At 46.8% G+C, this 25,380-nt stretch carries 19 protein-coding genes and 3 rRNA genes; 20 read left to right on the forward strand and 2 right to left on the reverse strand.

The window, feature by feature from the left end; genetic code table 11:
• The 6 genes from dnaA to gyrB all read left to right on the forward strand — a co-directional run bounded on the left by dnaA (position 1) and on the right by gyrB (position 6,321).
• On the forward strand, positions 1–1,347 hold the full coding sequence (gene dnaA / locus ACUUJN_RS00005) for a chromosomal replication initiator protein DnaA (protein WP_023986414.1): 1,347 nt from the start codon (positions 1–3) through the stop codon (positions 1,345–1,347).
• Positions 1,348–1,533: 186 nt separating this feature from the next.
• Positions 1,534–2,676, forward strand: a complete 1,143-nt coding sequence (gene dnaN / locus ACUUJN_RS00010) for a DNA polymerase III subunit beta (RefSeq protein WP_023986415.1) — start codon at positions 1,534–1,536, stop codon at positions 2,674–2,676.
• A gap of 47 nt (positions 2,677–2,723) precedes the next feature.
• A complete protein-coding gene (gene yaaA / locus ACUUJN_RS00015; RefSeq protein WP_023986416.1) occupies positions 2,724–2,942 on the forward strand; it encodes a S4 domain-containing protein YaaA in 219 nt (72 codons plus the stop codon).
• 54 nt (positions 2,943–2,996) lie between these two features.
• Positions 2,997–4,112, forward strand: coding sequence for a DNA replication/repair protein RecF (gene recF, locus ACUUJN_RS00020; RefSeq protein WP_013308098.1), 1,116 nt, complete (start codon positions 2,997–2,999; stop codon positions 4,110–4,112).
• A 16-nt stretch (positions 4,113–4,128) separates the two neighbouring features.
• Positions 4,129–4,380 carry an extracellular matrix regulator RemB gene (gene remB, locus ACUUJN_RS00025; RefSeq protein WP_007433255.1) on the forward strand — a complete coding sequence of 84 codons (252 nt, stop codon included), beginning with the start codon at positions 4,129–4,131 and terminating at the stop codon, positions 4,378–4,380.
• Between the two features lie 30 nt (positions 4,381–4,410).
• The gene (gene gyrB, locus ACUUJN_RS00030; protein WP_013308100.1) at positions 4,411–6,321 is read left to right on the forward strand and encodes a DNA topoisomerase (ATP-hydrolyzing) subunit B; all 1,911 of its coding nucleotides are present in this window, start codon (positions 4,411–4,413) and stop codon (positions 6,319–6,321) included.
• A 141-nt stretch (positions 6,322–6,462) separates the two neighbouring features.
• On the opposite strand, the gene ACUUJN_RS00035 is transcribed toward gyrB, so the two are convergent.
• The gene (locus tag ACUUJN_RS00035; protein ID WP_025720769.1) at positions 6,463–7,290 is read right to left on the reverse strand and encodes a YheC/YheD family protein; all 828 of its coding nucleotides are present in this window, start codon (positions 7,288–7,290) and stop codon (positions 6,463–6,465) included.
• Positions 7,291–7,756: 466 nt separating this feature from the next.
• Here ACUUJN_RS00035 and gyrA point away from each other — a divergent pair, with 466 nt between their 5' ends.
• From gyrA to ACUUJN_RS00065, 6 genes are all read left to right on the forward strand, one after another.
• Positions 7,757–10,321, forward strand: a complete 2,565-nt coding sequence (gene gyrA / locus ACUUJN_RS00040) for a DNA gyrase subunit A (RefSeq protein WP_075153515.1) — start codon at positions 7,757–7,759, stop codon at positions 10,319–10,321.
• A 215-nt stretch (positions 10,322–10,536) separates the two neighbouring features.
• Positions 10,537–11,625, forward strand: coding sequence for an HD-GYP domain-containing protein (locus tag ACUUJN_RS00045; protein WP_028540988.1), 1,089 nt, complete (start codon positions 10,537–10,539; stop codon positions 11,623–11,625).
• Positions 11,626–11,943: 318 nt separating this feature from the next.
• A 16S ribosomal RNA gene (locus ACUUJN_RS00050) occupies positions 11,944–13,499 on the forward strand.
• Positions 13,500–13,852: 353 nt separating this feature from the next.
• Positions 13,853–16,777, forward strand: a 23S ribosomal RNA gene (locus tag ACUUJN_RS00055).
• 151 nt (positions 16,778–16,928) lie between these two features.
• A 5S ribosomal RNA gene (gene rrf, locus ACUUJN_RS00060) occupies positions 16,929–17,045 on the forward strand.
• The 16S, 23S and 5S rRNA genes sit together here, the layout of an rRNA operon.
• A gap of 233 nt (positions 17,046–17,278) precedes the next feature.
• Positions 17,279–17,698 carry a hypothetical protein gene (locus ACUUJN_RS00065; RefSeq protein WP_013308104.1) on the forward strand — a complete coding sequence of 140 codons (420 nt, stop codon included), beginning with the start codon at positions 17,279–17,281 and terminating at the stop codon, positions 17,696–17,698.
• Between the two features lie 373 nt (positions 17,699–18,071).
• Here the strand turns inward: ACUUJN_RS00065 and ACUUJN_RS00070 are convergent, their stop codons facing one another.
• Complete coding sequence (locus ACUUJN_RS00070; protein ID WP_023986421.1) at positions 18,072–18,599, reverse strand: hypothetical protein; 528 nt, start codon at positions 18,597–18,599, stop codon at positions 18,072–18,074.
• 400 nt (positions 18,600–18,999) lie between these two features.
• Between ACUUJN_RS00070 and ACUUJN_RS00075 the strand changes: the two genes are divergently transcribed.
• The 8 genes from ACUUJN_RS00075 (at position 19,000) to yabA (ending at position 25,293) form a co-directional block, all read left to right on the forward strand.
• Positions 19,000–19,185: a sigma factor G inhibitor Gin gene (locus tag ACUUJN_RS00075; RefSeq protein WP_023986422.1), complete on the forward strand. Its 186-nt coding sequence runs from the start codon at positions 19,000–19,002 to the stop codon at positions 19,183–19,185.
• 144 nt (positions 19,186–19,329) lie between these two features.
• Entirely contained in the window at positions 19,330–20,913 is a 1,584-nt protein-coding gene (locus ACUUJN_RS00080) for an aminotransferase class I/II-fold pyridoxal phosphate-dependent enzyme (protein ID WP_484669135.1), read from the forward strand.
• Between the two features lie 103 nt (positions 20,914–21,016).
• Complete coding sequence (gene tmk / locus ACUUJN_RS00085) at positions 21,017–21,664, forward strand: dTMP kinase (RefSeq protein WP_068938708.1); 648 nt, start codon at positions 21,017–21,019, stop codon at positions 21,662–21,664.
• A 74-nt stretch (positions 21,665–21,738) separates the two neighbouring features.
• Positions 21,739–22,068: a cyclic-di-AMP receptor gene (locus tag ACUUJN_RS00090; protein ID WP_007427998.1), complete on the forward strand. Its 330-nt coding sequence runs from the start codon at positions 21,739–21,741 to the stop codon at positions 22,066–22,068.
• 197 nt (positions 22,069–22,265) lie between these two features.
• Positions 22,266–22,709: a YaaR family protein gene (locus ACUUJN_RS00095; RefSeq protein ID WP_013308108.1), complete on the forward strand. Its 444-nt coding sequence runs from the start codon at positions 22,266–22,268 to the stop codon at positions 22,707–22,709.
• 247 nt (positions 22,710–22,956) lie between these two features.
• Positions 22,957–23,952, forward strand: a complete 996-nt coding sequence (gene holB, locus ACUUJN_RS00100) for a DNA polymerase III subunit delta' (RefSeq protein ID WP_023986424.1) — start codon at positions 22,957–22,959, stop codon at positions 23,950–23,952.
• Positions 23,953–24,090: 138 nt separating this feature from the next.
• Positions 24,091–24,891, forward strand: coding sequence for a PSP1 domain-containing protein (locus ACUUJN_RS00105; RefSeq protein ID WP_013308110.1), 801 nt, complete (start codon positions 24,091–24,093; stop codon positions 24,889–24,891).
• Positions 24,892–24,918: 27 nt separating this feature from the next.
• A complete protein-coding gene (gene yabA, locus ACUUJN_RS00110) occupies positions 24,919–25,293 on the forward strand; it encodes a DNA replication initiation control protein YabA (protein ID WP_025722558.1) in 375 nt (124 codons plus the stop codon).
• Positions 25,294–25,380: the final 87 nt, after the last annotated feature.

The raw sequence follows: 25,380 nt of genomic DNA on the forward strand, positions 1-25,380 counted from the left end.
GTGGACAGCCATACCTCTGAACTATGGCAGCAAATTCTATCCATCATACAAACCAAGCTGAGTAAGCCGAGTTACGACACTTGGTTTAAGGCTACCAAGGCAGCGAAACTAAATGACCACTCCATTGTGATTTCTGCACCGACAACTTTTGCCGTGGAATGGCTTGAAAGCCGCTATACCAAGCTAGTCGGAGCAACGGTTTATGAAATTTTGGGCAAACAACTAGAGGTCAAGTTCGTTATTGAAGAGAACAAGCCCGCCGAGGTCGACCTTCAGCAACAACCTCAGCAGCAGCCGGTCGTTCATGAAGAAGCTGTGTCCCATATGCTGAATCCCAAATATACATTCGATACATTCGTCATCGGATCGGGGAACCGTTTTGCCCATGCGGCATCGCTGGCCGTCGCCGAGGCGCCGGCAAAAGCTTACAATCCGCTGTTTTTATACGGTGGTGTGGGGCTGGGGAAAACGCATCTGATGCACGCTATCGGACACTATATTTTGGAGCACAATCCGACCAGCAAGGTCGTTTATTTATCGTCGGAGAAGTTTACGAATGAATTCATTAATGCCATTCGGGACAACCGCGGGGAAAGTTTCCGGAATAAATATCGCAACATTGATATTTTGCTCATTGATGATATTCAATTCATTGCGGGCAAGGAATCGACGCAGGAGGAATTTTTCCACACGTTCAACGCCCTTCATGAGGAACGCAAGCAGATTATAATCTCAAGCGATCGGCCGCCTAAAGAAATTCCAACGCTGGAAGAACGGCTGCGCTCTCGCTTTGAGTGGGGACTTATTACGGATATTCAACCGCCGGATCTGGAGACGAGAATTGCTATTCTTCGGAAAAAGGCGCGGGCGGAGAACCTGGATATTCCTAATGAGGCCATGATGTATATCGCTAATCAAATTGATACAAACATCCGTGAGCTGGAAGGGGCGCTTATTCGCGTTGTCGCTTATTCCTCCTTAACCAATCAGGATGTCACAAGTCATCTCGCGGCTGAGGCGTTGAAAGATATTATCCCGTCCAGTCGTCCAAAAATGATCACGATTCAGGATATACAGCATCAAGTCGGGGAATTTTACAATCTACGGCTGGAGGATTTTAAAGCGCGTAAGCGGACGAAGGCTGTAGCTTTTCCACGACAGATTGCCATGTACCTGTCTCGTGAGCTAACCGACTATTCTTTGCCAAAAATCGGCGAAGCCTTCGGTGGGCGTGATCATACGACTGTCATTCATGCGCACGAAAAAATCTCCAAATCCATTCAAGTGGATCAGGATCTGTTTAAAGTTATCAACAGCCTAATAGAAAAAATCAAAAATCCAACCTGAATAAGTTCAGAGCCTATACACAATTTATACACATGTGGATAGGCTTGATTTTATTAGGGTTACAGTGACTTATCCACATATTCAGTGCGCCTATTACTATTACTAATATATTTTAAAGATATACATCACCTAAATAAGGCCCGCGTCAACGCGTGCTTGAAGGATTAAAACCCGTAGGAGGAACTTATGAAGATCAGCATTCTGAAAAACGTTTTGAACGAGGCTATACAACATGTATCCAAAGCGATATCAAGTCGGACTACGATTCCAATTCTGAGTGGTATTAAGTTGGATGTGAATCACCAGGGAGTAACGCTGACCGCCAGCGATACAGACATCTCCATTCAATCCTTTATTCCGATGGAGGATGGTGACCAAACTGTTGTTCAGGTCGAACAACCCGGCAGTGTTGTGCTGCCTGCCAAATTCTTTGTCGAAATTATCAAAAAGTTGCCGTCGCAGGAGATCCATATGGAGGTAAAAGACCAATTCCAAACCTTTATCTCGTCCGGCGCAACTGAAATTCAGATTGTTGGCTTGGACCCTGAAGAATTCCCGGTGCTTCCCAACATTGAAGAAAATCAAGTCATCTCTGTACCAGGAGATTTACTTAAAAATATGATTAAACAGACGGTATTCTCCATCTCCACCCACGAAACGACACCGATTTTAACTGGCGTGTTGTGGAATCTGGCTGAGGGTGAATTGAAGTTTGTGGCAACGGACCGCCACCGCCTTGCCACCCGTAGCGCTCATTTGGAGACGTCTGAAGGCTTGCGTTTTAGCAATGTTGTCATTGCGGGCAAAACGCTGAATGAGCTGAGCAGAATTATTCCAGATCAAAATATGCTTGTGGATATCGTAGTAGCGGACAATCAGGTATTATTCAAAGTAGATCGGGTGCTATTTTATTCCCGCATCTTGGACGGCACCTATCCTGATACTTCTAGAATTATTCCGACCTCCTACAAAACAGAACTGATTGTGGATACAAAAAGTTTAAGTGAGTCAATTGACCGTGCTTATTTGCTGTCCCGTGAGGAAAAAACGAATATTGTAAAAATGCAGTCGCTGGAAAATGGCGGTTTGGAGATTTCCTCTAGTTCCTCTGAGCTTGGCAAAGTGCGTGAGGAAGTAACTGTGTCCAAATTTGAGGGAGAGCCGCTCAAAATTTCGTTCAACTCTAAATACATGCTCGACGTGCTGAAGGTGATTGACAGCGAGCAGCTGACGATTGCTTTTACCGGCATTATGAGCCCCATTATTTTAAAACCGGCTGATTCCAGCAATGCGCTGTATATCATCCTGCCATATCGCACAACCAACTGACGTTTAGCGTTAACCCACCCGAGGACAAGCGAAAGGATGAACAAGCCTTGAAACAGATATCTATACAAACCGAATACATTAAGCTCGATCAATTTTTAAAATTAGCCGATTGTGTATCCACAGGAGGCATGGCTAAAGCCCTGCTGCAAGAGGGACAAGTCCGTGTGAATGGTGAACCGGAAGAACGTCGTGGAAGAAAACTGTACCCGGGTGATACCGTAGAAGTAGAGGACAACGGAAGTTTCGAAGTTACAGCAGGAGCATGATCGCCTGGGTGGCAAGGACTCCTTTTAGGTACGGAGTAACAAGGGGGACCCTATGTGTTTGTGAACAACATTGTTTTGCAGCAGTACCGGAACTATGAACAGCTGGAGCTGAATGAATTTGGGCCCGTTAATTTGCTGATCGGACAAAATGCGCAGGGCAAAACGAATCTGGTAGAGGCGATTTTTGTACTGGCTTTAACCAAAAGTCATCGAACGTCCCGCGACAAGGAGTTAATCTCTTTCGGGGCTACTTCCACTCACCTAGCTGCGGATGTGGATAAAAAATACGGGAAAATCAGACTGGATCTCGCGTTATCCACACAAGGCAAAAAAGCAAAGATCAACGGACTGGAGCAGCGCAAACTGAGCGATTTTATCGGTTCGTTAAATGTGGTCATGTTTGCACCTGAGGATCTGGAAATTGTGAAAGGAACACCGGGGGTTCGCCGCCGGTTTCTTGACATGGAAATCGGACAGGTTGCGCCAGGATATCTGTATCATTTGCAGCAATATCAGAAAGTATTGGTTCAGCGAAACAACCTGCTCAAGCAAGCTTGGGGTAAGGATATGGCGTCAGTGCAGCTGATGCTGGAGGTATGGAATGAGCAACTTGTTGAGCATGGTGTTAAAATTGTTAAAAAGCGGAAACAATTTATAACAAAGCTACAAAAGTGGGCTCAGGCCATTCATGAAGGGATCGCAGGTGGGACAGAAGAGTTAAAATTAACCTATGTTCCCTCCTTCAGTGAGCCAGAGGAAGAAGATGAAGCTGTCTTATTGGAGCGATTTATGATAAAGTTATCCCAAATGAGGGAACAGGAAATCCGCCGTGGCATGACTTTGGCGGGACCCCATCGTGACGATTTGGCCTTTGCCATTAACGGCAGAGAAGTGCATACGTATGGCTCTCAGGGGCAGCAGCGGACGACGGCCCTGTCCTTGAAGTTGGCCGAAATAGAGTTAATTCATGAGGAAATTGGTGAATATCCTGTCTTGCTGCTGGATGATGTTTTGTCCGAGCTGGACCCCTATCGTCAGACCCAGCTGATCGAGACTTTCCAAAGCAAGGTACAGACCTTTATCACGGCAACCGGGGTTGAGACTTTGAACGCAGAACGACTCAAGGATGCCAATATTTATCACGTCCACGACGGGCATGTGGAACACTAAGGAGTGAGTGACCGCTATGTATATTCATCTGGGTGGAGAAAAAATCATCCGCTCGTCAGAGCTTGTGGCTATTTTCGATATCTCGATTGAAAAATCCTCTAAAATCTCCAAGCAATATGTGAACCACGCCCAACAGCAAAAGCATGTCGAGATGATTGGCGAAGAGGAAGCCAAGTCCATCGTAGTGACTCAGAATACGGTGTATTATTCCCCCATCTCCTCAACAACACTCAAAAAGCGGGCAAACCAGTTTGTTGCCAATGCTTAACCATAGAATCTATAGAAGTAGGTGAAAGGCATGTCTATGAATCAACCGTCTTATGATGCGGGCGAGATTCAGGTCCTCGAGGGCCTGGAAGCGGTTCGGAAACGTCCCGGGATGTATATTGGCTCCACGAGCGCCAAAGGTCTCCATCATCTGGTCTGGGAAGTTGTGGACAACAGCATTGACGAAGCGCTGGCGGGTTATTGTGACAGCATTCAAGTTGTGGTTCACGAAGATAACAGCGTTACCGTTACAGATAACGGACGCGGTATTCCGGTAAGCGAACACGCCAAAATGAAAAAATCTGCGCTGGAAGTCGTTATGACTGTACTTCACGCAGGTGGTAAATTCGGAGGCGGAGGGTACAAGGTATCCGGTGGTCTGCACGGGGTTGGTGTATCGGTAGTGAACGCTCTCTCCAGCAAAATGATCGTTCATGTTAAACGGGACGGACATCTGTATGAGCAGGAATATCACCGTGGTGCTCCGCAGTATGATGTCAGAGTCATCGGTGATACAGACGAGACGGGTACCCAAACGACCTTCTATCCGGACGATCAAATCTTTACAGAAACGACCGTATATGATTATGATACGCTCCAAACGCGGATTCGTGAGTTGGCTTTCCTGAACAAAGGCATTGCAATCAGCTTGACTGATGAACGGACGGGAGCCAGCGATACATTCCATTACGAGGGCGGAATCAGTGAATATGTGCAATTCTTGAATCAAAAAAGAGAAGCGTTACATGAACAGCCGATTTATGTCGAAGGCTCGCGTGATATGATTCAAGTCGAAGTTGCTTTGCAATATAACGACAGCTATACCGAGAATATTTATTCTTTTGCTAACAACATCAATACCCATGAGGGCGGAACTCACGAATCAGGCTTCAAGAGTGCATTAACCCGGATTATTAACGATTATGCACGTAAAAATGGCTTGATTAAGGACAACAATGCCAACTTGACCGGTGATGATGTGCGTGAAGGATTGACGGCGATTATCTCCGTCAAAATTCCAGAACCACAGTTTGAGGGTCAGACCAAGACAAAGCTGGGGAACAGTGAGGTGCGAGGGATTGTCGAATCCCTATTCGCAGAGAAACTCCAGGAGTTCCTAGAGGAAAATCCGTCTGTTTCCCGCCGTGTGGTTGATAAATCATTACAAGCAGCACGTGCCCGGGAAGCAGCGCGTAAAGCGCGTGAGCTTACACGTCGTAAAAGTGCGCTGGAAATCAGTTCGCTCCCAGGCAAGCTGGCAGATTGCTCCTCTAAGGATGCTTCGATTAGTGAACTGTACATCGTCGAAGGTGACTCAGCAGGGGGTTCGGCCAAGCAGGGTCGTGATCGTCACTTTCAAGCTATTTTGCCGATTCGCGGTAAAATCCTGAATGTCGAAAAGGCACGCTTGGACCGTATTTTGTCCAGTGATGAAATCCGGTCGATGGTAACAGCAATGGGCACAGGGATCGGAGACGACTTTGACATCGCCAAAGCCCGTTATCACAAGGTCATTATCATGACAGATGCGGATGTCGATGGTGCCCATATTCGTACGTTGTTGCTGACGTTCTTCTATCGGTACATGCGTAAAATCATTGATGCAGGCTATATTTATATTGCTCAGCCACCACTATTCAAAGTAGAGCGTAACAAAGTTGTACGTTATGCGAACTCCGAGGCGGAACGTGATGAGATCATCAGGGAATTTGGAGAAAACGCGAAGTACAATGTACAGCGCTATAAAGGTTTGGGTGAGATGAATGCGACCCAACTTTGGGAAACTACGATGGACCCTGAGAGTCGTACCATGCTTCAGGTAACTGTCAGTGACGCGATGCTGGCTGATACACTGTTCAATACCTTGATGGGTGATAATGTAGAACCTCGTCGTGACTTTATCCAAGAACATGCGAAGTACGTGAAAAATCTCGATTTTTAATGTGTGATGTTCTTTCCTAGTGGCTGTATTACGTGCTCATTAGGTAGTATTTTGTAGGAGTTCACAAGGGGCGCCCAAAGGGGCGTCCCTTTTCTTGTCATTAACCAGCCCGGGTGTATTTGAATATTTAATCTCATTGTTTTAGGCTTTTTTCTTAGAGCGTACGGCTTTACCCGTGGATGGAGAGTACCGTCCGTAGCCTACTGCATATCTGAATATTTTATGATAGAGGCTTTTGTTTGGAAGGGAAGAGAACACCTTGATTGCTGGTCTCGTGTTAACCTCCAGAATCCACGGATAATTTTGCTGATCCAGTCCCACATCTAATCCTATTTCCCTTAAACGTGGGTATCTTTTTTGCAACTGCCAGGCTACCCGTTCGCCCATTTTTGATAATTTTTGCTCCAGTCGTACAGATTCCTTTACATCCATGTATGGAGCGACCAGCTCATTGAAAAAGCGCGTTGTCCCACCGCTGTGATGATTGGTGACGACTTTGTCAGGAGCAGCTACGCGTCCTACAATAAGCGTTGTTTCCCATTGGTGTCTTAAGTTCATCTGGGTTAATACCCTCAGATCGAAAGGGCGTGCTTCATGCTGAAGAAGTGGAATTCCACGCTGGATCAGATATGGACGTTTTCGTATGCGGGAAGAAACCACTCTATGCAGATCTTCTAGACTTTCGAAGGTGAAGGTATCTACTTCATAGCGAAGCACATACCAAGTTCTCTCTTCGATGATTCCTTCTTCTGTCGGCGGAAGCGGTTCTGTCAGCCTCTCTGCCCGCATAACCCCTTTTCCATAAGTACCGTTATCAGGCTTAATATAGACAGTACCATACACGGCCAACATTTCGTTCAAGTGATCAAATGTGTACAACCGTGTTTCCGGTACATAAGCGGCCAATGTCGGATTGGGGAGAATGGCATTTGTTTTGGTCCACTTACTGGATACTCGCTGAATAGACAAGTAATCTCATCCCTTTCTTTTCGAAATATGAGTCATGTACTTGGAATCCGCAACACTTTGACAAAACAAGGGAAACTAAAGGACAAGTGCGTAAAACAATGATATAATAGAGAAATACGGCGTTTTTCGGAATTTTGCTAAGTGAACCCTGACCGTATACGTATTGTATGTGGAAAAGGCCCTTAGGGTGGGGGCTAATCCCCAGCTCTGGGGAATTTGTTATAATCAGGGCTTGTGAGTTGTACAAGAGAATAGCGATCTGCTACAGGCAGAGAGAGAATGACGAGGGATTTACGCTGTAAAGAGGACAGATGTGTTTAATTGTGCTCTTTTTGTGAAAGTAATATAATTATACAGATGAGGATTTCAGCCAAAATCCTGCGCAGAGAGCGGAGTGTATAGGCAGTATCTTGTTAGGCTTTTCACATAGAGAGCATTGTATTGAAGGATAAGAAGGAGGACCAGCATGGCGGATCAAAATAACTCGCAAATCATCAATAGGGATATCGGAGTGGAAATGCGCGAATCCTTTATGGATTATGCCATGAGTATTATTGTTAGCCGTGCCTTGCCTGATGTGCGGGACGGACTGAAGCCGGTACACCGTCGTATTTTGTACGCGATGTCCGAGCTGGGCATGTCGCCAGATAAGCCTTACAAAAAATCGGCAAGAATCGTCGGCGAAGTTATCGGTAAATATCACCCTCATGGTGATACGGCTGTATATGATACGATGGTGCGGATGGCGCAGGATTTTTCTTTGCGTTATATGTTGGTGGATGGACACGGTAACTTTGGCTCCGTGGATGGAGATATGGCGGCTGCGATGCGTTACACCGAAGCACGGTTGTCCAAGATTGCCATGGAAATGCTACGTGATTTGAACAAAGAGACCGTTGATTTTATGCCGAACTACGATGGTGAAGAGAGCGAGCCCGTCGTATTACCTGCACGTTATCCTAACTTGCTGGTGAATGGTGTCGGCGGAATTGCAGTCGGAATGGCTACCAATATTCCTCCGCATAACTTGGGAGAGGTTATCGATGGTGTACAAGCATTGATCGAAAACCCCGACATTACGCCGATGGAACTTATGGATTATATTCAAGGGCCCGATTTCCCGACAGCAGGTTATATTTTAGGACGCTCTGGTATCCGTCAGGCGTACCAGACTGGCCGCGGATCTGTGACCATGCGTGCGAAGACCACCATAGAAGAGATTGGCAATAAAGCACGGATTATCGTGCATGAGTTGCCTTACCAAGTGAATAAGGCTCGTCTGGTTGAGAAAATTGCCGAATTAGTACGTGACAAACGTATTGAAGGCATTACGGATCTTCGGGATGAATCGGACCGTACAGGTATGCGTGTCGTTATCGAGTTGCGTAGGGACGTGAACCCGAACGTCGTTCTGAATAATTTGTTTAAACATACGGCTATGCAGTCGAATTTCGGTATTAATATGCTTGCCATTGTAAACAACGAACCGAAGATTTTGAACCTGAAGGATGTCTTGTATCATTATCTCAAACATCAGGTCGAGGTTATTCGTCGCCGGACAGAATTTGATCTGAAAAAAGCCGAAGCCAGAGCACACATTCTGGAAGGCTTGCGCATTGCCCTTGACCATCTGGACGAAGTTATTGCTTTGATTCGTTCTTCCCAAACTGCAGAAGCAGCTCGTGAAGGACTGATTGAGCGTTTCTCGCTCACTCTTGAGCAGTCTCAGGCTATTCTCGATATGCGTCTGCAACGCTTAACCGGTTTGGAACGTGAGAAGATCGAGAACGAATATAACGAGCTAATACAAAAGATTGCGGAATACCGTGAGATTTTGGCGAACGAGCATCTGGTACTCAACATCATTAGCGAAGAGCTGAATGAACTTAAGGAACGCTTCGCTGATGACCGTCGCACTGAAATTACAGTGGGTGAAGAGAGTATTCTGGATGAGGATCTCATTCCGCGTGAAGATGTTATTATTACTGTAACCCATACGGGATATATCAAACGCCTTCCTGTTACTACCTATCGCAGTCAAAAACGCGGTGGTCGTGGTGTAGTGGGTATGGATACCAAAGATGAGGATTTCGTAGAGCATCTGTTCATTACGAATTCACATCATCATTTGTTATTCTTTACCGACAAGGGCAAGGTATATCGGATTAAGGCCTATGAGATTCCTGACCTTAGCCGGACAGCCCGGGGAACACCGATTATTAACCTGATTCAGATTGAACAGGGTGAGTCGATCAATGCGGTAATTCCAATCGAGGAATTTGTGGAGGATAGCTATCTATTCTTTGCGACCCAGCATGGAATCATAAAGAAGACACCACTTGACGACTATGCAAATATCCGCAAAGGTGGCTTGATTGCCATTAACTTGCGTGAAGATGACGCCCTGATCGAAGTGAAGCTGACGGACGGACAACAGGAAATGATTATTGGTACAGCACAAGGCATGTCTATCCGTTTCCCTGAAAGTGATGTACGGTCTATGGGCCGTAGCGCTACAGGGGTTAAAGGGATCAACCTTGATGAGAGTGATGCTGTAATTGGTATGGACATCGTAGATACCAGCCTGGATATCCTGATTGTAACGGCCAAAGGTTATGGCAAGCGTACCCCTGTTGTGGATTATCGTATCCAAAGCCGTGGAGGTAAGGGGATCAAGACGATTAATGTTACGGATAAAAATGGTCCGGTTGTCGGTCTCAAGGTTGTAAAAACCGAAGAGGATCTGATGATCATTACAGCTAGTGGCACCTTGATTCGGACTAGCATGGGGGAAATCTCCACGATGGGTCGGAATACACAAGGGGTAAGGCTGATTAATATTCGCGATGATGATTCGGTTGCAACTGTTTGTCGAGCGAACAAGAATGAGGAGCAGGATGAACTGCTTGAAGAATTATTAGAGGGTGGGGAAGCTGGAGAGGGCTCATCTCTATCATTTGTTGAACCAACTCTCGAAACGAATACAGAAGGTGCGGAAGGTAACGACCCAGAATCTTCTGAGGGCGAATAAGAGCCTGAATATGGAAACAACAGTAGTTATTAAATTTCAGATGGAACAGACTCTCTGACTATTTGGTCGGGGAGTCTTTTTCTTTTTCTGGCTAACGAATTCAGACAAGTATGCTTTAAATGGCATAAAATGAATGTACAGGATCATTCCCAAGTAATATAATGACATCATAACTGGCAGCTGGAGCAGCTGTTGTGAGAACAGAGAGGTTGACCATGACAACTGTACCCGTATCCGAATTAAAAGCAGGACTTAGATTGCAAAGCGATGTATTTACAGAAATGGGCAGCTTGCTGCTACCGAAAGGGCGCATTCTGCTACCGCGTGACTTGGAGATTTTACAGGCGTTCCTGATCCAGCAAGTTGAGGTAGGGACGGATGATCTTACAAAATCCAGTAGCGAGTCTACGACTGTTCGATCTGGAACATCTGAATCGCAAGGACCTTCGTTAGATGGACGAGATGAATCTGAACAATTTCAGGATGAGTATGACAAAATGGTGATGCTCGTTAAGAATGCATTTCAATCGGTGCTCGTCTCTAATTTATCTATATATGAACTGCGAGGACAATTGGAGTCCTTACTGGTGCACATTCAGCGCTATAATGTAATGACCTATACTCCGCCCGCCATGATCGAAGTGGACTATATTTTTCACAACGCCGTGCTAACCTCCCTTACTTCCTATTCCATTGCACAATGGATCGGATTACCTCAAAAGGATTGGATGCAAGTGGCTTTTGCTGGATTGCTTCATGACATAGGGAACGCTAAAATGGACCCGGTCATTCTGTATAAGCCCTCCAAACTAACGTGGGAAGAGCAAGAAGAAATACGTCGCCATACATCACTAGGATACCAGTTGCTTAAAAATGTGAAAGCTATTAACGAAGGTGTGCGTTTGGCAGCTCTTCAGCATCATGAGAAAGTGGACGGTACTGGATATCCACTGCGTCTTAAAGGGGAACAAATCCACATCTACGCTAAAATCGTTGGAGTGGCTGATGTATTCCATGCTATGACTCTAGAGAAAACATACCGACCTGCCCAATCACCGTATCTGGTTCTAGAGCAAATCAAGTCAGAATCATTTGGAAAGCTGGACCCAAGTGTCGTACAAGTTTTTATTCATAAGTTAACCCAATTCAATAATGGAACCAAGGTGCGCCTCAATGATAACCGTACAGGGGAAATTATTTTCGCTGATCGAGATCATCCGACTCGGCCGTTGATTCAAGTAGATGGGGAAATCATTAACTTAATGCTGCAAAGAGAGCTTTATATCGAGTGTATTGTTACTTAACTAAGTATTTTTAAAATAACAGTTGCACAATATAAAGAAAGTATGATATATTATTTCTTGTCGCTTCAAGTGTTATCAAGAAGAGCGGAAAACACTTTTGAAAAAAGTGTTGACATAACTCTAGAAAATATGATACACTATAAAAGTTGCTGAGGGGTTGAAAGAAACGCCGATGCGGACATTGAATGTTTGATCTTTGAAAACTGAACAACGAGTGAGTAAAACGATTTTGTTCGCAAAATCAAACAAGAGATATTTTATCTCGTCAGTTTCAAAATGAGCTTATCGCTCTTTCTATAAACCAACTTCGGTTGGTCTTTAATGGAGAGTTTGATCCTGGCTCAGGACGAACGCTGGCGGCGTGCCTAATACATGCAAGTCGAGCGGGGTTGATTAGAAGCTTGCTTCTAATCAACCTAGCGGCGGACGGGTGAGTAACACGTAGGCAACCTGCCCACAAGACAGGGATAACTACCGGAAACGGTAGCTAATACCCGATACATCCTTTTCCTGCATGGGAGAAGGAGGAAAGACGGAGCAATCTGTCACTTGTGGATGGGCCTGCGGCGCATTAGCTAGTTGGTGGGGTAAAGGCCTACCAAGGCGACGATGCGTAGCCGACCTGAGAGGGTGATCGGCCACACTGGGACTGAGACACGGCCCAGACTCCTACGGGAGGCAGCAGTAGGGAATCTTCCGCAATGGGCGAAAGCCTGACGGAGCAACGCCGCGTGAGTGATGAAGGTTTTCGGATCGTAAAGCTCTGTTGCCAGGGAAGAACGTCTTGTAGAGTAACTGCTACAAGAGTGACGGTACCTGAGAAGAAAGCCCCGGCTAACTACGTGCCAGCAGCCGCGGTAATACGTAGGGGGCAAGCGTTGTCCGGAATTATTGGGCGTAAAGCGCGCGCAGGCGGCTCTTTAAGTCTGGTGTTTAATCCCGAGGCTCAACTTCGGGTCGCACTGGAAACTGGGGAGCTTGAGTGCAGAAGAGGAGAGTGGAATTCCACGTGTAGCGGTGAAATGCGTAGATATGTGGAGGAACACCAGTGGCGAAGGCGACTCTCTGGGCTGTAACTGACGCTGAGGCGCGAAAGCGTGGGGAGCAAACAGGATTAGATACCCTGGTAGTCCACGCCGTAAACGATGAATGCTAGGTGTTAGGGGTTTCGATACCCTTGGTGCCGAAGTTAACACATTAAGCATTCCGCCTGGGGAGTACGGTCGCAAGACTGAAACTCAAAGGAATTGACGGGGACCCGCACAAGCAGTGGAGTATGTGGTTTAATTCGAAGCAACGCGAAGAACCTTACCAGGTCTTGACATCCCTCTGACCGGTCTAGAGATAGACCTTTCCTTCGGGACAGAGGAGACAGGTGGTGCATGGTTGTCGTCAGCTCGTGTCGTGAGATGTTGGGTTAAGTCCCGCAACGAGCGCAACCCTTATGCTTAGTTGCCAGCAGGTCAAGCTGGGCACTCTAAGCAGACTGCCGGTGACAAACCGGAGGAAGGTGGGGATGACGTCAAATCATCATGCCCCTTATGACCTGGGCTACACACGTACTACAATGGCCGGTACAACGGGAAGCGAAATCGCGAGGTGGAGCCAATCCTAGAAAAGCCGGTCTCAGTTCGGATTGTAGGCTGCAACTCGCCTACATGAAGTCGGAATTGCTAGTAATCGCGGATCAGCATGCCGCGGTGAATACGTTCCCGGGTCTTGTACACACCGCCCGTCACACCACGAGAGTTTACAACACCCGAAGTCGGTGGGGTAACCCGCAAGGGAGCCAGCCGCCGAAGGTGGGGTAGATGATTGGGGTGAAGTCGTAACAAGGTAGCCGTATCGGAAGGTGCGGCTGGATCACCTCCTTTCTATGGAGAATCGTTTCCTGCAACGGAAACATTCAAATATGAAGCGTAAGCTTCAAAACTCAGGTTTAGGCCTGTTACTCACTCGTTGCTCAGTTTTGAGAGCTCAAACTCTCAAGCTTCGACGAATGTTTCATTCACACATCTGTGTGGAACCGAAATATTCATCGGGTTTCGCTTCAATGAAGCGAATTGCACCTTGAAAACTGGATACCGAAACGAAATTGCGTTTTAGAATATTCCTTTAAGCTGATCTTGTGTAAACAAGTGAAATAAAGGTAGCTGCCTTGAATTTTATTCACACATTTGTGTTGAACCGAAATTCAAAGCAAATCGTATTTACCATGTAAATACTAGGTTAAGCTACAAAGAGCACACGGAGGATGCCTAGGCGCCAGGAGCCGACGAAGGACGTGGCGAACAACGATAAAGCCTCGGGGAGCTGTAAGCAAGCTTTGATCCGGGGATGTCCGAATGGGGAAACCCGGCTGTCTTCATCGACAGTCACTTTCTGCTGAATACATAGGCAGAATAGAGGCAGACCAGGGGAACTGAAACATCTAAGTACCCTGAGGAAGAGAAAACAATAGTGATTCCGTCAGTAGCGGCGAGCGAACGCGGATTAGCCCAAACCAAGGAGCTTGCTCCTTGGGGTTGTGGGACGTCTCACATGGAGTTACAAAGGAACCGGTTAGATGAAGAGGTCTGGAAAGGCCCGCCAGAGAAGGTAAAAGCCCTGTAGTTCAAAACTTGTTCTCTCCGAGACGGATCCCGAGTAGTGCGGGGCACGTGAAACCCCGTATGAATCCGGCAGGACCATCTGCCAAGGCTAAATACTCCCTGGCGACCGATAGTGAAGCAGTACCGTGAGGGAAAGGTGAAAAGCACCCCGGAAGGGGAGTGAAATAGATCCTGAAACCGTGTGCTTACAAGAAGTCAGAGCCCGATCTATGGGTGATGGCGTGCCTTTTGTAGAATGAACCGGCGAGTTACGTTCCCGTGCAAGGTTAAGGTGAAGAGCTGAAGCCGCAGCGAAAGCGAGTCTGAATAGGGCGAATGAGTACGTGGACGTAGACCCGAAACCGGGTGATCTACCCCTGTCCAGGGTGAAGGTGCGGTAACACGCACTGGAGGCCCGAACCCACGCATGTTGAAAAATGCGGGGATGAGGTGGGGGTAGCGGAGAAATTCCAATCGAACCCGGAGATAGCTGGTTCTCCCCGAAATAGCTTTAGGGCTAGCCTCGGAAAAAAGAATCGTGGAGGTAGAGCACTGATTGGGTGCGGGGCCCGCAAGGGTTACCAAGCTCAGTCAAACTCCGAATGCCATAGATTTAGTTCCGGGAGTCAGACAGTGAGTGCTAAGATCCATTGTCGAAAGGGAAACAGCCCAGACCATCAGCTAAGGTCCCCAAGTGTGTGTTAAGTGGGAAAGGATGTGGAGTTGCACAGACAACCAGGATGTTGGCTTAGAAGCAGCCACCATTGAAAGAGTGCGTAATAGCTCACTGGTCGAGTGACTCTGCGCCGAAAATGTAACGGGGCTAAACACACCACCGAAGCTATGGCTTGATGCTTGCATCAGGGGTAGGGGAGCGTTGAATGCGGGTTGAAGGTGTACCGTAAGGAGCGCTGGACTGCATTCAAGTGAGAATGCCGGTATGAGTAACGAAAAGATCTGTGAGAATCAGATCCGCCGAAAGCCTAAGGGTTCCTGAGGAAGGTTCGTCCGCTCAGGGTAAGTCGGGACCTAAGGCGAGGCCGATAGGCGTAGTCGAAGGACAACAGGTCGAAATTCCTGTACCACCGTAATCCGTTATGAGCGATGGGGTGACGCAGTAGGGTAGTGACGCGGACTGATGGATGTCCGTCTAAGCAGTGAGGCTGGTGTGTAGGCAAATCCGCACATCGTAAGGCTGGGCTGTGATGGGGAGCGAAAATTGTAGTAGCGAAGGTCATGATCTCAGACTGCCAAGAAAAGCCTCTAGCCAGGAGAAGGTGCCCGTACCGCAAACCGACACAGGTAGGCGAGAAGAGAATTCTAAGGCGCGCGGAAGAACTCTCGTTAAGGAACTCGGCAAAATGACCCCGTAACTTCGGGAGAAGGGGTGCCTCGGTAGGGTGAATAGCCCGAGGGGGCCGCAGTGAAAAGGCCCAAGCGACTGTTTAGCAAAAACACAGGTCTGTGCGAAGCCGCAAGGCGAAGTATACGGGCTGACGCCTGCCCGGTGCTGGAAGGTTAAGGGGAGTGGTAAGCCTTCGGGCGAAGCTATGAACCGAAGCCCCAGTAAACGGCGGCCGTAACTATAACGGTCCTAAGGTAGCGAAATTCCTTGTCAGGTAAATTCTGACCCGCACGAATGGCGTAACGACTTGGGCGCTGTCTCAACGAGAGATCCGGTGAAATTTTAATACCTGTGAAGATGCAGGTTACCCGCGACAAGACGGAAAGACCCCATGGAGCTTTACTGCAGCTTGATATTGAATTTGGGTACGATCTGTACAGGATAGGTGGGAGCCGTAGAACTTTGAGCGCCAGCTTGAAGGGAGGCATCCTTGGGATACCACCCTGATCGTATCTAGGTTCTAACTTGGTACCGTGATCCGGTGCGAGGACAGTGTCAGGTGGGCAGTTTGACTGGGGCGGTCGCCTCCTAAAGAGTAACGGAGGCGCCCCAAGGTTCCCTCAGAATGGTTGGAAATCATTCGAAGAGTGCAAAGGCAGAAGGGAGCTTGACTGCGAGACCTACAAGTCGAGCAGGGACGAAAGTCGGGCTTAGTGATCCGGTGGTACCGCATGGAAGGGCCATCGCTCAACGGATAAAAGCTACCCTGGGGATAACAGGCTTATCTCCCCCAAGAGTCCACATCGACGGGGAGGTTTGGCACCTCGATGTCGGCTCATCGCATCCTGGGGCTGAAGTAGGTCCCAAGGGTTGGGCTGTTCGCCCATTAAAGCGGTACGCGAGCTGGGTTCAGAACGTCGTGAGACAGTTCGGTCCCTATCTGTCGTGGGCGTAGGAAATTTGAGAGGAGCTGTCCTTAGTACGAGAGGACCGGGATGGACGTACCGCTGGTGTACCAGTTGTTCCGCCAGGAGCACCGCTGGGTAGCTATGTACGGAAGGGATAAGCGCTGAAAGCATCTAAGCGTGAAGCCCCCCTCAAGATGAGATTTCCCAATTAGTAAGACCCCTTGAAGACGACGAGGTAGATAGGTTGGGGGTGGAAGTGCAGTAATGCATGGAGCTGACCAATACTAATCGGTCGAGGGCTTATCCTAAGAATAAAACGCAAATAAGTTTCGGATCCAGTTTTCAGGGTGTAACCTTGAAGGTGTGTAGAAATACATACATACAAGCGCGTGGCTATTCATTCACACAAAAGTGATGAACCGAATAACCACACGGTAGAATTTGCACAGCAAATTCATGTTTGGTGGCGATAGCGGAGGGGTTCCACACGTACCCATCCCGAACACGACCGTTAAGCCCTCCAGCGCCGATGGTACTTGGACCGCAGGGTCCTGGGAGAGTAGGACGTCGCCAAGCAACAAGTAAAGAGGACCATGATCTCATTGAGATTATGGTTCTTTTTTGCATATACGTATACTTTAGAAATATCCTTACAAAAGGAAGGTAACATTTTTGTTACGGAATGTAAGAGTAAACCCTGTATAATATAGGTATTGAATCCCATACACACACGCTGCATTATTGCAGAATTATGCAAACTCCATCATAGGATTTTGTATAGTCAATCAGGCTGGTAAGGAGGGAAGATCATGCGGCGAAATAAATGGCTTGCTCTATTGGTGCTATTCAGTGTCGCTGTCGCGATTCTTACCGGGTGCGTGGAGGAGGAGCCTTCTTGGACATCGTTTGAGGGTGCTGCCAATGAGAAGACGTTTCCGGTTCCCAAAGAAGCTAGTAAAACCGATCGGGCCAGCAGTAATTCGGACATGGACTATGTTCGCTATGCACTGCCAGCATTGAAGGAAAGTGATAGTCTACCTGCCCCTTATCTAGAGGAGATTGCAGCTTGGGGCTGGACTGAGGAACCGAATTTATCCACCTCGAATCAGAAGGTGTTTCAGAAAAATAAACACATGGTGCATTTATCTGTGCATGATGGTTCTTTTACTGTATTGGTTCCAAAAGACAGAAAGGCTGTTGTGAAGAGCAAAAGCGTGGATCTTAATTAGGGACACGGTTTTCAACCGAGTAAGCAGCATAGGATTTATTGTAGATCATATTTTTAGTAAACTCATAGCGTATTGTATGCTGTGTATAATGATGAATGAAGAGATCGGATATGGGGAAGCACTCAGAACTGCAGTTGAGTAGGGGGTGGCTTCCTTTTATATATTTGCATGTTGATCAAATGCTCTACATGAATAACGAGGATAATGATGAGGAAAAGTTTACTTGATAAGCGAATATAACGATTACAGTTGTTAAGTCACAAAAAAAGGAGTAACCGGTTGAGGTTGCTCCTTTTTTATTGCTTCGGTCTATATGGGTGTAGGTTAGTTCAGACCTGAATTTTCTATCTGTACGGATAATGAGTGGTTAGATTTACTGTTGATAATATGAGGCATCTTCATCGGTAAACTTCAACATGCCGTCTTTTCTCTCGCCTGTAAGCCGACTGAGGATGTATAGACGCGGTGCAATAAGCCATAGATGCCAGAAGAGTAAGGATACAGTAAAGGCTGGTGGAGACCAGAGAATGAATACGGCTGATAAGCAGATACCGATCCAGAGGGTATGTATGTGCACACGACGAAAGATGCTATAGCCTATATACTGGTCTGTCATATAGCCTAGCCAAGGTAATTTACGATGGAATGCCCAGCGTTTGCGGAAGGATGTTCCGCCACCGATGTATAGGACAGATCGTGAGATTACGAAGTGTACCCATAAGGTTAGGAAAAAGGCAAGAGCAAACAAAAACACGCTAGTCCAGGAAAAGGCAAGAAGCAGAAAGAGAAGCATAATAATAGGTAATGTGATGTGACTCCATATTAGTTGACGCGGTATACTGATTTTTTTAATGAGCTTGTAGTGATAGTAGGTAGCTTTGGTTCCGGTTTCCTCTGTCATGCGAACAGTCCTTTCATTAATCTACTGCATCACAAGTGGCTTCCCGTCCACAGCCGGAAAAAGGGACGGTACTTCGCTCATGCCGCTTTAAATAAGCATTTAATCGTTTTTGTAGAAATACAGAATGATCAACATCCAGTGTTAGCTAGCCTACTCTATAATTACTGGAAAAGCTATCACTGATGAAGTGTTCAAGAGCTCCGATGAAAGGGTATCCATACATAAGAGCTTTTCTTATTATATCGGCATAGACGGCTGTTTTTTAAACATACGGGGTACAAACACCATAATGGCCCAGAAGGAATATATATAGAGTATATCGTCGAACTGGGCTATGAAAAGGTTTAAAATAGTAGAAAGTGCCCCATACTAATAGTAAAAGAAACAAGGTGGGATGGATATGCATGATCAAGGCGGCCACCGCTGCATTATATGCGGGCAGCACAAGCATGAAGGCATTTTTATCGTTTCCGAGTTTATCTGTGATACGTGTGAAGCTGAAATGGTGCACACGGATGCAACTGATGCCAAATATCATTTTTTTATTGATCAATTAAAGCAAATCTGGGTACAGAAAAATGCATAATATCCTTTGCTAATTAGTCTTTGAAGGATTGGCATTCCAAGGTCTGTCGATACGGGCCTTTTTTTCTGTGAGTAAAAGTAGGATTCCGCTTGATTTTACGATAAAATAAGGTAGATATAAAGCTTTGTTTGGAAGGATTGCAGAATGATGGGGAAAAAGGCGGTACATGCACCATTAATGGAAGCTCTAATACGTTACCGGACTCAGGGCAATGCTTCTTTCCATGTACCCGGTCATAAAAATGGACAAGTATATGAGCATGAAAATATTGCGTCTCTGTTGCAAGAAGTGATGTCTATTGATGCGACAGAAATTTCTGGACTGGATGATTTGCATCACCCAGAAGATGTGATTCGTGAAGGGCAGGGACTGGCTGCAAAGTGCTTTGGTGCTGAGGAGAGCTTTTGGCTAATTGGAGGAAGCACGGTCGGTAATTTGGCTATGATTTTAACTGTATGTACGGAGCCGGGAGATCTACTGCTGGTACAGAGGAATGTACACAAATCTGTCCTGAACGGTCTCATGCTGTCAGGGGCTAACGCGGTATTCCTGGATCCGGAAATAGACACACTAAGCGGACTGACGGTTGCCCCAACGACGGATACAATAAAGGCTGCACTGAAGGCCTATCCTTCGGCTAAAGGGGTGTTACTTACACTACCTAATTACTATGGAATGGGGCATGACCTGACGGCAACGGCTAAGGCCTGTCATGCAGCCCATGTGCCGCTATTGGTAGATGAGGCACACGGTGCCCATTATGGGCTGCATCCTCGTTTGCCAGCCTCTGCGCTATCCTGCGGGGCTGATGTAGTCGTCCAGTCGACACATAAAATGCTTCCAGCCATGACCATGGGGGCCATGTTACATGTGCAGGGAGAGAGAATCCATCGGGAACTGCTTCGTCAGCGGTTGGCGATGGTGCAGAGCTCTAGCCCTTCTTATCCGTTAATGGCTTCACTGGATTTGGCAAGATGGTATATAGAGGCGTATGGAGCGGATGCTTTTACAGTGGGCTTAGCGTCGGCAGATGCTTTTAGAAAGGGCCTGGAGCAGCTCCCACGCTTTCGCTTGCTAGAACCTACACAGCAGGTACTAGAGGGGAAAGGCGCTCACAGGGGAATCTCTGAGGTCCTAGAAAGGGCTGAGGAGGGAATAAGCGGATATTCAACCCAGGACCCTTTTAAATTGGTGCTGTATGATACATGGGGGATACTGGATGGGTTTGGACTCAAGCATGAGTTGGAGACTTATGGATGTACTCCAGAGATGAGCGACGAAAAACATGTTGTTTTATTGTTTACGTTAGGCTCTACGCCTAAGGATGCGAGTCACCTGTTGCAGGCTCTTGTGCATATAGATAATGATATAAGATTTAAGGAGACGGCTGGTGAGCCGGGGGCAACGGAAAAAGAGCTGCAAAGACTCGAATTAGATTTTTCCACGTGGAACAATGATAGAATGAAGGGATACTCTAGTCCGGTGCCGTTTGGACTTCGACCGATTAGCCCGGATCAGATAGAGAACGTGTCTGTAGAGGATTCCGCTGGCAGGGTAGCGGCTGAAATGATTATCCCGTATCCTCCAGGTATTCCGCTGTTATATACAGGAGAAACAATCACAGAAGCGATTGCACTGCGGATGAGTCGTCTACGTGAGCTGGGAGCCAAGTGGCATGGGATAGCAGATGAAAGTATGCTTACAATTCGGGTATTCCGTTTACAATAAAGATTAGATACTAGAGACTTAACAAATACAGAAGACTGAATAAAAGAAGCATACGTAGCCTGTGGGTGACTTTTATTTTTCAGGCAGGAAAGCAGGGAATAACATGAATCGCAAAGGCATTTTTATCACACTGGAGGGGGGAGACGGCTCCGGTAAAACAACTATGATTCAACGGCTGGCGAAGTTTATGGAGGAAGAAGGCTATCCAGTCATCACGACGAGGGAGCCGGGTGGCATCGAAATTTCCGAAAAGATTCGCTCTATCATTTTGGACCCTGCTCATACCAGTATGGATGCTCGAACAGAGGCACTTTTATACGCGGCGGCGCGGCGTCAGCATTTGGTGGAGAAGGTAAAGCCGGCTATTGAACAGGGAGCTATCGTATTATGTGATCGTTTTGTGGATAGTAGCTTGGTCTATCAAGGATTTGCAAGAGGGATCGGAATTGAAGAGGTAGCTTCAATTAATCGCTTCGCGGTGGATGATTGGGAGCCGGATGCCACATTTTATCTGGATATTGAGCCCGAATTGGGATTGGCAAGAATTAATGCGTCACGAGGAGCAGAAATGGACCGCCTCGACATGGAGAGTATATCGTTTCACCATAAGGTGCGAGAGGCATATTTGGAGTTGGCTCGCAAATTTCCGGAGCGAATTACAATTGTTGATGCATCTCCGGCGCCAGAGCAGGTGGAGCAAGTATTGAGGGATTTGCTGAAAAAGCGGTTTGTTCAGAATTTTAGCATATAATTGTCGAAGGATATACGGTAAAATTGAGCTAGGGACAAGGTTGTCTCTAATATGACTTGAAGGAGGAATACAGGATGAAGCTGATTATTGCGATTGTACAGGATAAGGACAGTAATAGATTATCCAGCGGACTGGTGAAAGCTAATTTCCGTGCTACCAAATTGGCGAGCACAGGAGGATTTCTGCGTGCAGGTAATACGACATTTATGATCGGTGTTGATGACAATCAGGTGGACTCATTAATGAACGTCATTCGCAGCAGTTGCAAGGTTCGTGAACAGCTGGTCACACCCGTTACCCCTATGAGCGGGACGACGGATTCCTATTTACCGTTACCTGTTGAAGTGCAGGTGGGTGGAGCGACGGTATTCGTGATGCCTGTAGACCGTTTCGAGCATTTCTGAATCTACACAATAGGGCCTATTCTGCCGATATGATAGGGGAATCGCCTGTATCTTCTCACATGATGGGAGTGAGGGCAGATCCACTAAAACGGCAGCGCTACAGCGTAGTCCCCGGAAAGCCGAAGAAACCCCGAGTTCTAGTTTGAACTGTTCATGAAGGGGGAAAGTGGAAGCATCCGGGGAGAAAGCAGGTTTATATGAAAATAAATCCGGGCTATCGCCCTTTACAAAGTACATTGTCTACAAATGAAATGAGTGCAAAGCCAATTCAGCCCAAGAGCTTCTCCGACGTTATGCAGCAAAATGGGGAGCAGGCTTCGCAGGAGGAATTGAATCGGCGCTTTAAGGAAATACAAATGCAGGGAGATCGTCTTGCACGTTCAATGACGATTCGTGAGTTGAAGGCTTATAAGATGCTGGTTAAACGGTTTTTGGAAGATACAGTTCGGCGAGGCGTGTCCATGAAGGACACAAAGGGTTGGGATCGCCGGGGACGCAGCAAACGTTATAAGCTGATTGATGAAGTGGATGAGCTGTTGCTCAAAATGGCGGATGAGCTGCTTGAAACTGAACAAGGCAAGATTGAGCTTTTGCAAGGGGTCGGTGAGATCAGAGGATTGCTGATTAATCTCTCATTTTAATGCAGACTTATGTTATAAATGAATACAGACGGGCTGTTGCCACGAAGAAATAATCTGCTTGCTGATCATGCTGGCAGATTATTTTTGACTATGTATATGTGGGCAGACGTGATACGGAAATAGCAGCAGTTGCCCCGAAAAACGAGGATTTGAAGTTGGAATCATGAAAATAGCAACAAAGTTTGCCCGGAAGAACAACGGTTTGCTGAGGGATCACAGTTGTTTTCAGTGGAGAAAGTGAGGAAATATGTCTTTTCAACATATAATGGGCCAGGATGTAGCCAAAAAAATGCTGCAAAGTGCACTACGGAATCATACGGTCAACCATGCCTATGTTTTTAGCGGGCCGCCGGGAAGCGGGCAGATGAACATGGCGCAGATCTTTGCTAAGGCTTTATTTTGTGAGCGACAGACGGATGATGCATGTGGGGAGTGCTTGTCGTGCCGTAAGGTAGAGCACGGGAATCATCCAGATTTGCACATTGTAGAGCCGGATGGAGCTACGATTAAAATTGATCAGATTCGCGGGCTTCAACGTATATTTTCTTACAAATCTGAAAGCTCCAATCCGAAGGTATATATTATTCGACAGGCGGATACCATGACAGTGCAAGCTGCTAATAGCCTACTTAAATTTTTGGAGGAGCCCCAGATTCCAGTGGTCGGTATACTCATTTCTGAAAATGGACAGGCGTTGCTACCTACGATTCAATCACGGACGCAGCAGGTTCCTTTCCACGCTTTACAGCCAGAAGTGATGATGCAGGCGTTAATTGGGGAAGGCTATACGGCAGGGCTTGTCCGGTCGGTCGTTCATATTGCTTCAGGACTGGAATCATGTAGAGAAATTCTCCAGCAGAATTGGTTTGCAGAAATTAGAAACGTAGTGTTACAATTAGTGAAGGAGTCCATGAGTCGGGGGAGCTCGTCTATTATTCTGGCTCAACAGAAGATTTTTAAAACTGGACTTTCTGAACACCTGGATATTCTGTTTCATCTGTTTCATTTGTGGTTTAAGGATATGCTTCATTTCCGTTACGGAAGGCACGAAAGCATTGTTTTCATAGATCATTTGGAGTCCGTCTCCAAATTGGCAATCACCCGCAGCACGGAACAATGGGTCTCTTATATGGATTTGGCCGCGAATTGCAGGAAGAAGCTCCGTTTTCACGTCAACGGGCAATTATGCGTGGAGCAGCTTCTGATTGGGTTGTCCGATACAAGCGGTTCTATCACCGGCTAACAGGAAGGCGCGCTTGTTCCACTCTGCACAATCCGCGACGCCAGGTTCCCGGTTTGTGCGACAGTGAGACTTCAATTGCGGCCATTCGTACAATGTCGGCTTCAAATGAGGTTTAGTGGCATACAAGGGGGTTAATTTTTGTATAGTGTAGTGGGTGTCCGTTTCAAGAAGGCGGGCAAGACTTATTATTTTGATCCGCTGGACCTTCCAGTGGAGAAAGAAAACTGCGTCATTGTAGAGACCGCACGCGGTATTGAATATGGCAAGGTTGTAGTGGGCAAAAAAGAGGTAAATGATTCGGATGTTGTCCTGCCCTTAAAAAAAGTCATTCGTATTGCTGGGGATGATGATGCTCTTGTTGTAGAAGAGAATAAATTGGCGGCCAAGGATGCATTCGGCACGTGTTTAAATAAAATTAAAGACCATGGCCTTAAAATGAAGCTGGTAGATGTAGAATTTACATTTGACCGCAATAAGATCATTTTTTATTTTACGGCAGAGGGTCGGGTGGATTTTCGAGAGCTTGTAAAGGACTTGGCCAGTATTTTTCGTACACGGATCGAGCTGCGGCAGATCGGCGTACGGGATGAGGCTAAAATGCTTGGCGGAATCGGACCTTGTGGACGTATTCTGTGTTGCTCCTCATGGCTGGGGGATTTTGAGCCGGTATCTATTAAGATGGCGAAGGATCAGAGTTTGTCGCTGAATCCGACGAAGATTTCCGGGTTGTGCGGGAGATTGATGTGCTGCCTCAAGTTTGAACATGATAACTACGAAAGCATGCGAGAAGAGCTACCTCAGGTGGGTAAGATGGTTATCACCTCTTTGGGAGAAGGTAAAGTCGTAGGTGTGAATGCAGGTCATCGCACGGTGCATGTTCAACTGTTTGAGATCAGTAAGGTCAAGGAACTTCCAATGGACGATGTAGTCGTCAAGTAAACCATTAGGTTGCTTCGGGGTGGAAACTTGGATAAATTAAATGTTTTTGCGCGTATTCACGAAATGGAAACCCAAATGGGACAGTTGCATAGCGATCTGGGTGAATTGAAACTGGCAGTAAAAGAGCTGCTGGAGGAAAATCAACGACTAACGATTGAAAACGAACAGGTGCGCAAGATGCTCAAACGTGAAACCTCTGGAGAAGAAAAGACGGCAAACAAGCCGAAGCTTCCTCCTCCGATCGTCATTAAGGATGAAGGGCAAACGGGTGAGGTCGTGGGCGAAGGCTACGACAATCTAGCAAGGCTGTATCATGAAGGATTTCATATATGCAACGTGTATTACGGACATTTGCGAACGGAAGGCGATTGCCTCTTCTGTCTGTCATTTTTGAATAAATAAAAACAAGCCGTAGGAGCAAGATGCCTACGGCTTTTTTGTAAGGAAGTATGAGTGAAAAGCGATTTTGGTTATAAAAGATGGGAGAGC

This window comes from Paenibacillus sp. LRG-1, assembly GCF_057220305.1.

Excerpts from the sequence above, each read along its gene's own strand:
- gyrB (WP_013308100.1), top strand. The coding sequence starts at position 4,411 with ATGTCTATGAATCAACCGTCTTATGATGCGGGCGAGATTCAGGTCCTC.
- ACUUJN_RS00045 (WP_028540988.1), top strand. The coding sequence starts at position 10,537 with ATGACAACTGTACCCGTATCCGAATTAAAAGCAGGACTTAGATTGCAA.
- ACUUJN_RS00080 (WP_484669135.1), top strand. The coding sequence starts at position 19,330 with ATGATGGGGAAAAAGGCGGTACATGCACCATTAATGGAAGCTCTAATA.
- holB (WP_023986424.1), top strand. The coding sequence starts at position 22,957 with ATGTCTTTTCAACATATAATGGGCCAGGATGTAGCCAAAAAAATGCTG.
- ACUUJN_RS00065 (WP_013308104.1), top strand. The coding sequence starts at position 17,279 with ATGCGGCGAAATAAATGGCTTGCTCTATTGGTGCTATTCAGTGTCGCT.
- ACUUJN_RS00095 (WP_013308108.1), top strand. The coding sequence starts at position 22,266 with ATGAAAATAAATCCGGGCTATCGCCCTTTACAAAGTACATTGTCTACA.
- tmk (WP_068938708.1), top strand. The coding sequence starts at position 21,017 with ATGAATCGCAAAGGCATTTTTATCACACTGGAGGGGGGAGACGGCTCC.
- ACUUJN_RS00090 (WP_007427998.1), top strand. The coding sequence starts at position 21,739 with ATGAAGCTGATTATTGCGATTGTACAGGATAAGGACAGTAATAGATTA.
- dnaN (WP_023986415.1), top strand. The coding sequence starts at position 1,534 with ATGAAGATCAGCATTCTGAAAAACGTTTTGAACGAGGCTATACAACAT.
- gyrA (WP_075153515.1), top strand. The coding sequence starts at position 7,757 with ATGGCGGATCAAAATAACTCGCAAATCATCAATAGGGATATCGGAGTG.
- ACUUJN_RS00070 (WP_023986421.1), bottom strand. The coding sequence starts at position 18,599 with ATGACAGAGGAAACCGGAACCAAAGCTACCTACTATCACTACAAGCTC.
- ACUUJN_RS00075 (WP_023986422.1), top strand. The coding sequence starts at position 19,000 with ATGCATGATCAAGGCGGCCACCGCTGCATTATATGCGGGCAGCACAAG.
- remB (WP_007433255.1), top strand. The coding sequence starts at position 4,129 with ATGTATATTCATCTGGGTGGAGAAAAAATCATCCGCTCGTCAGAGCTT.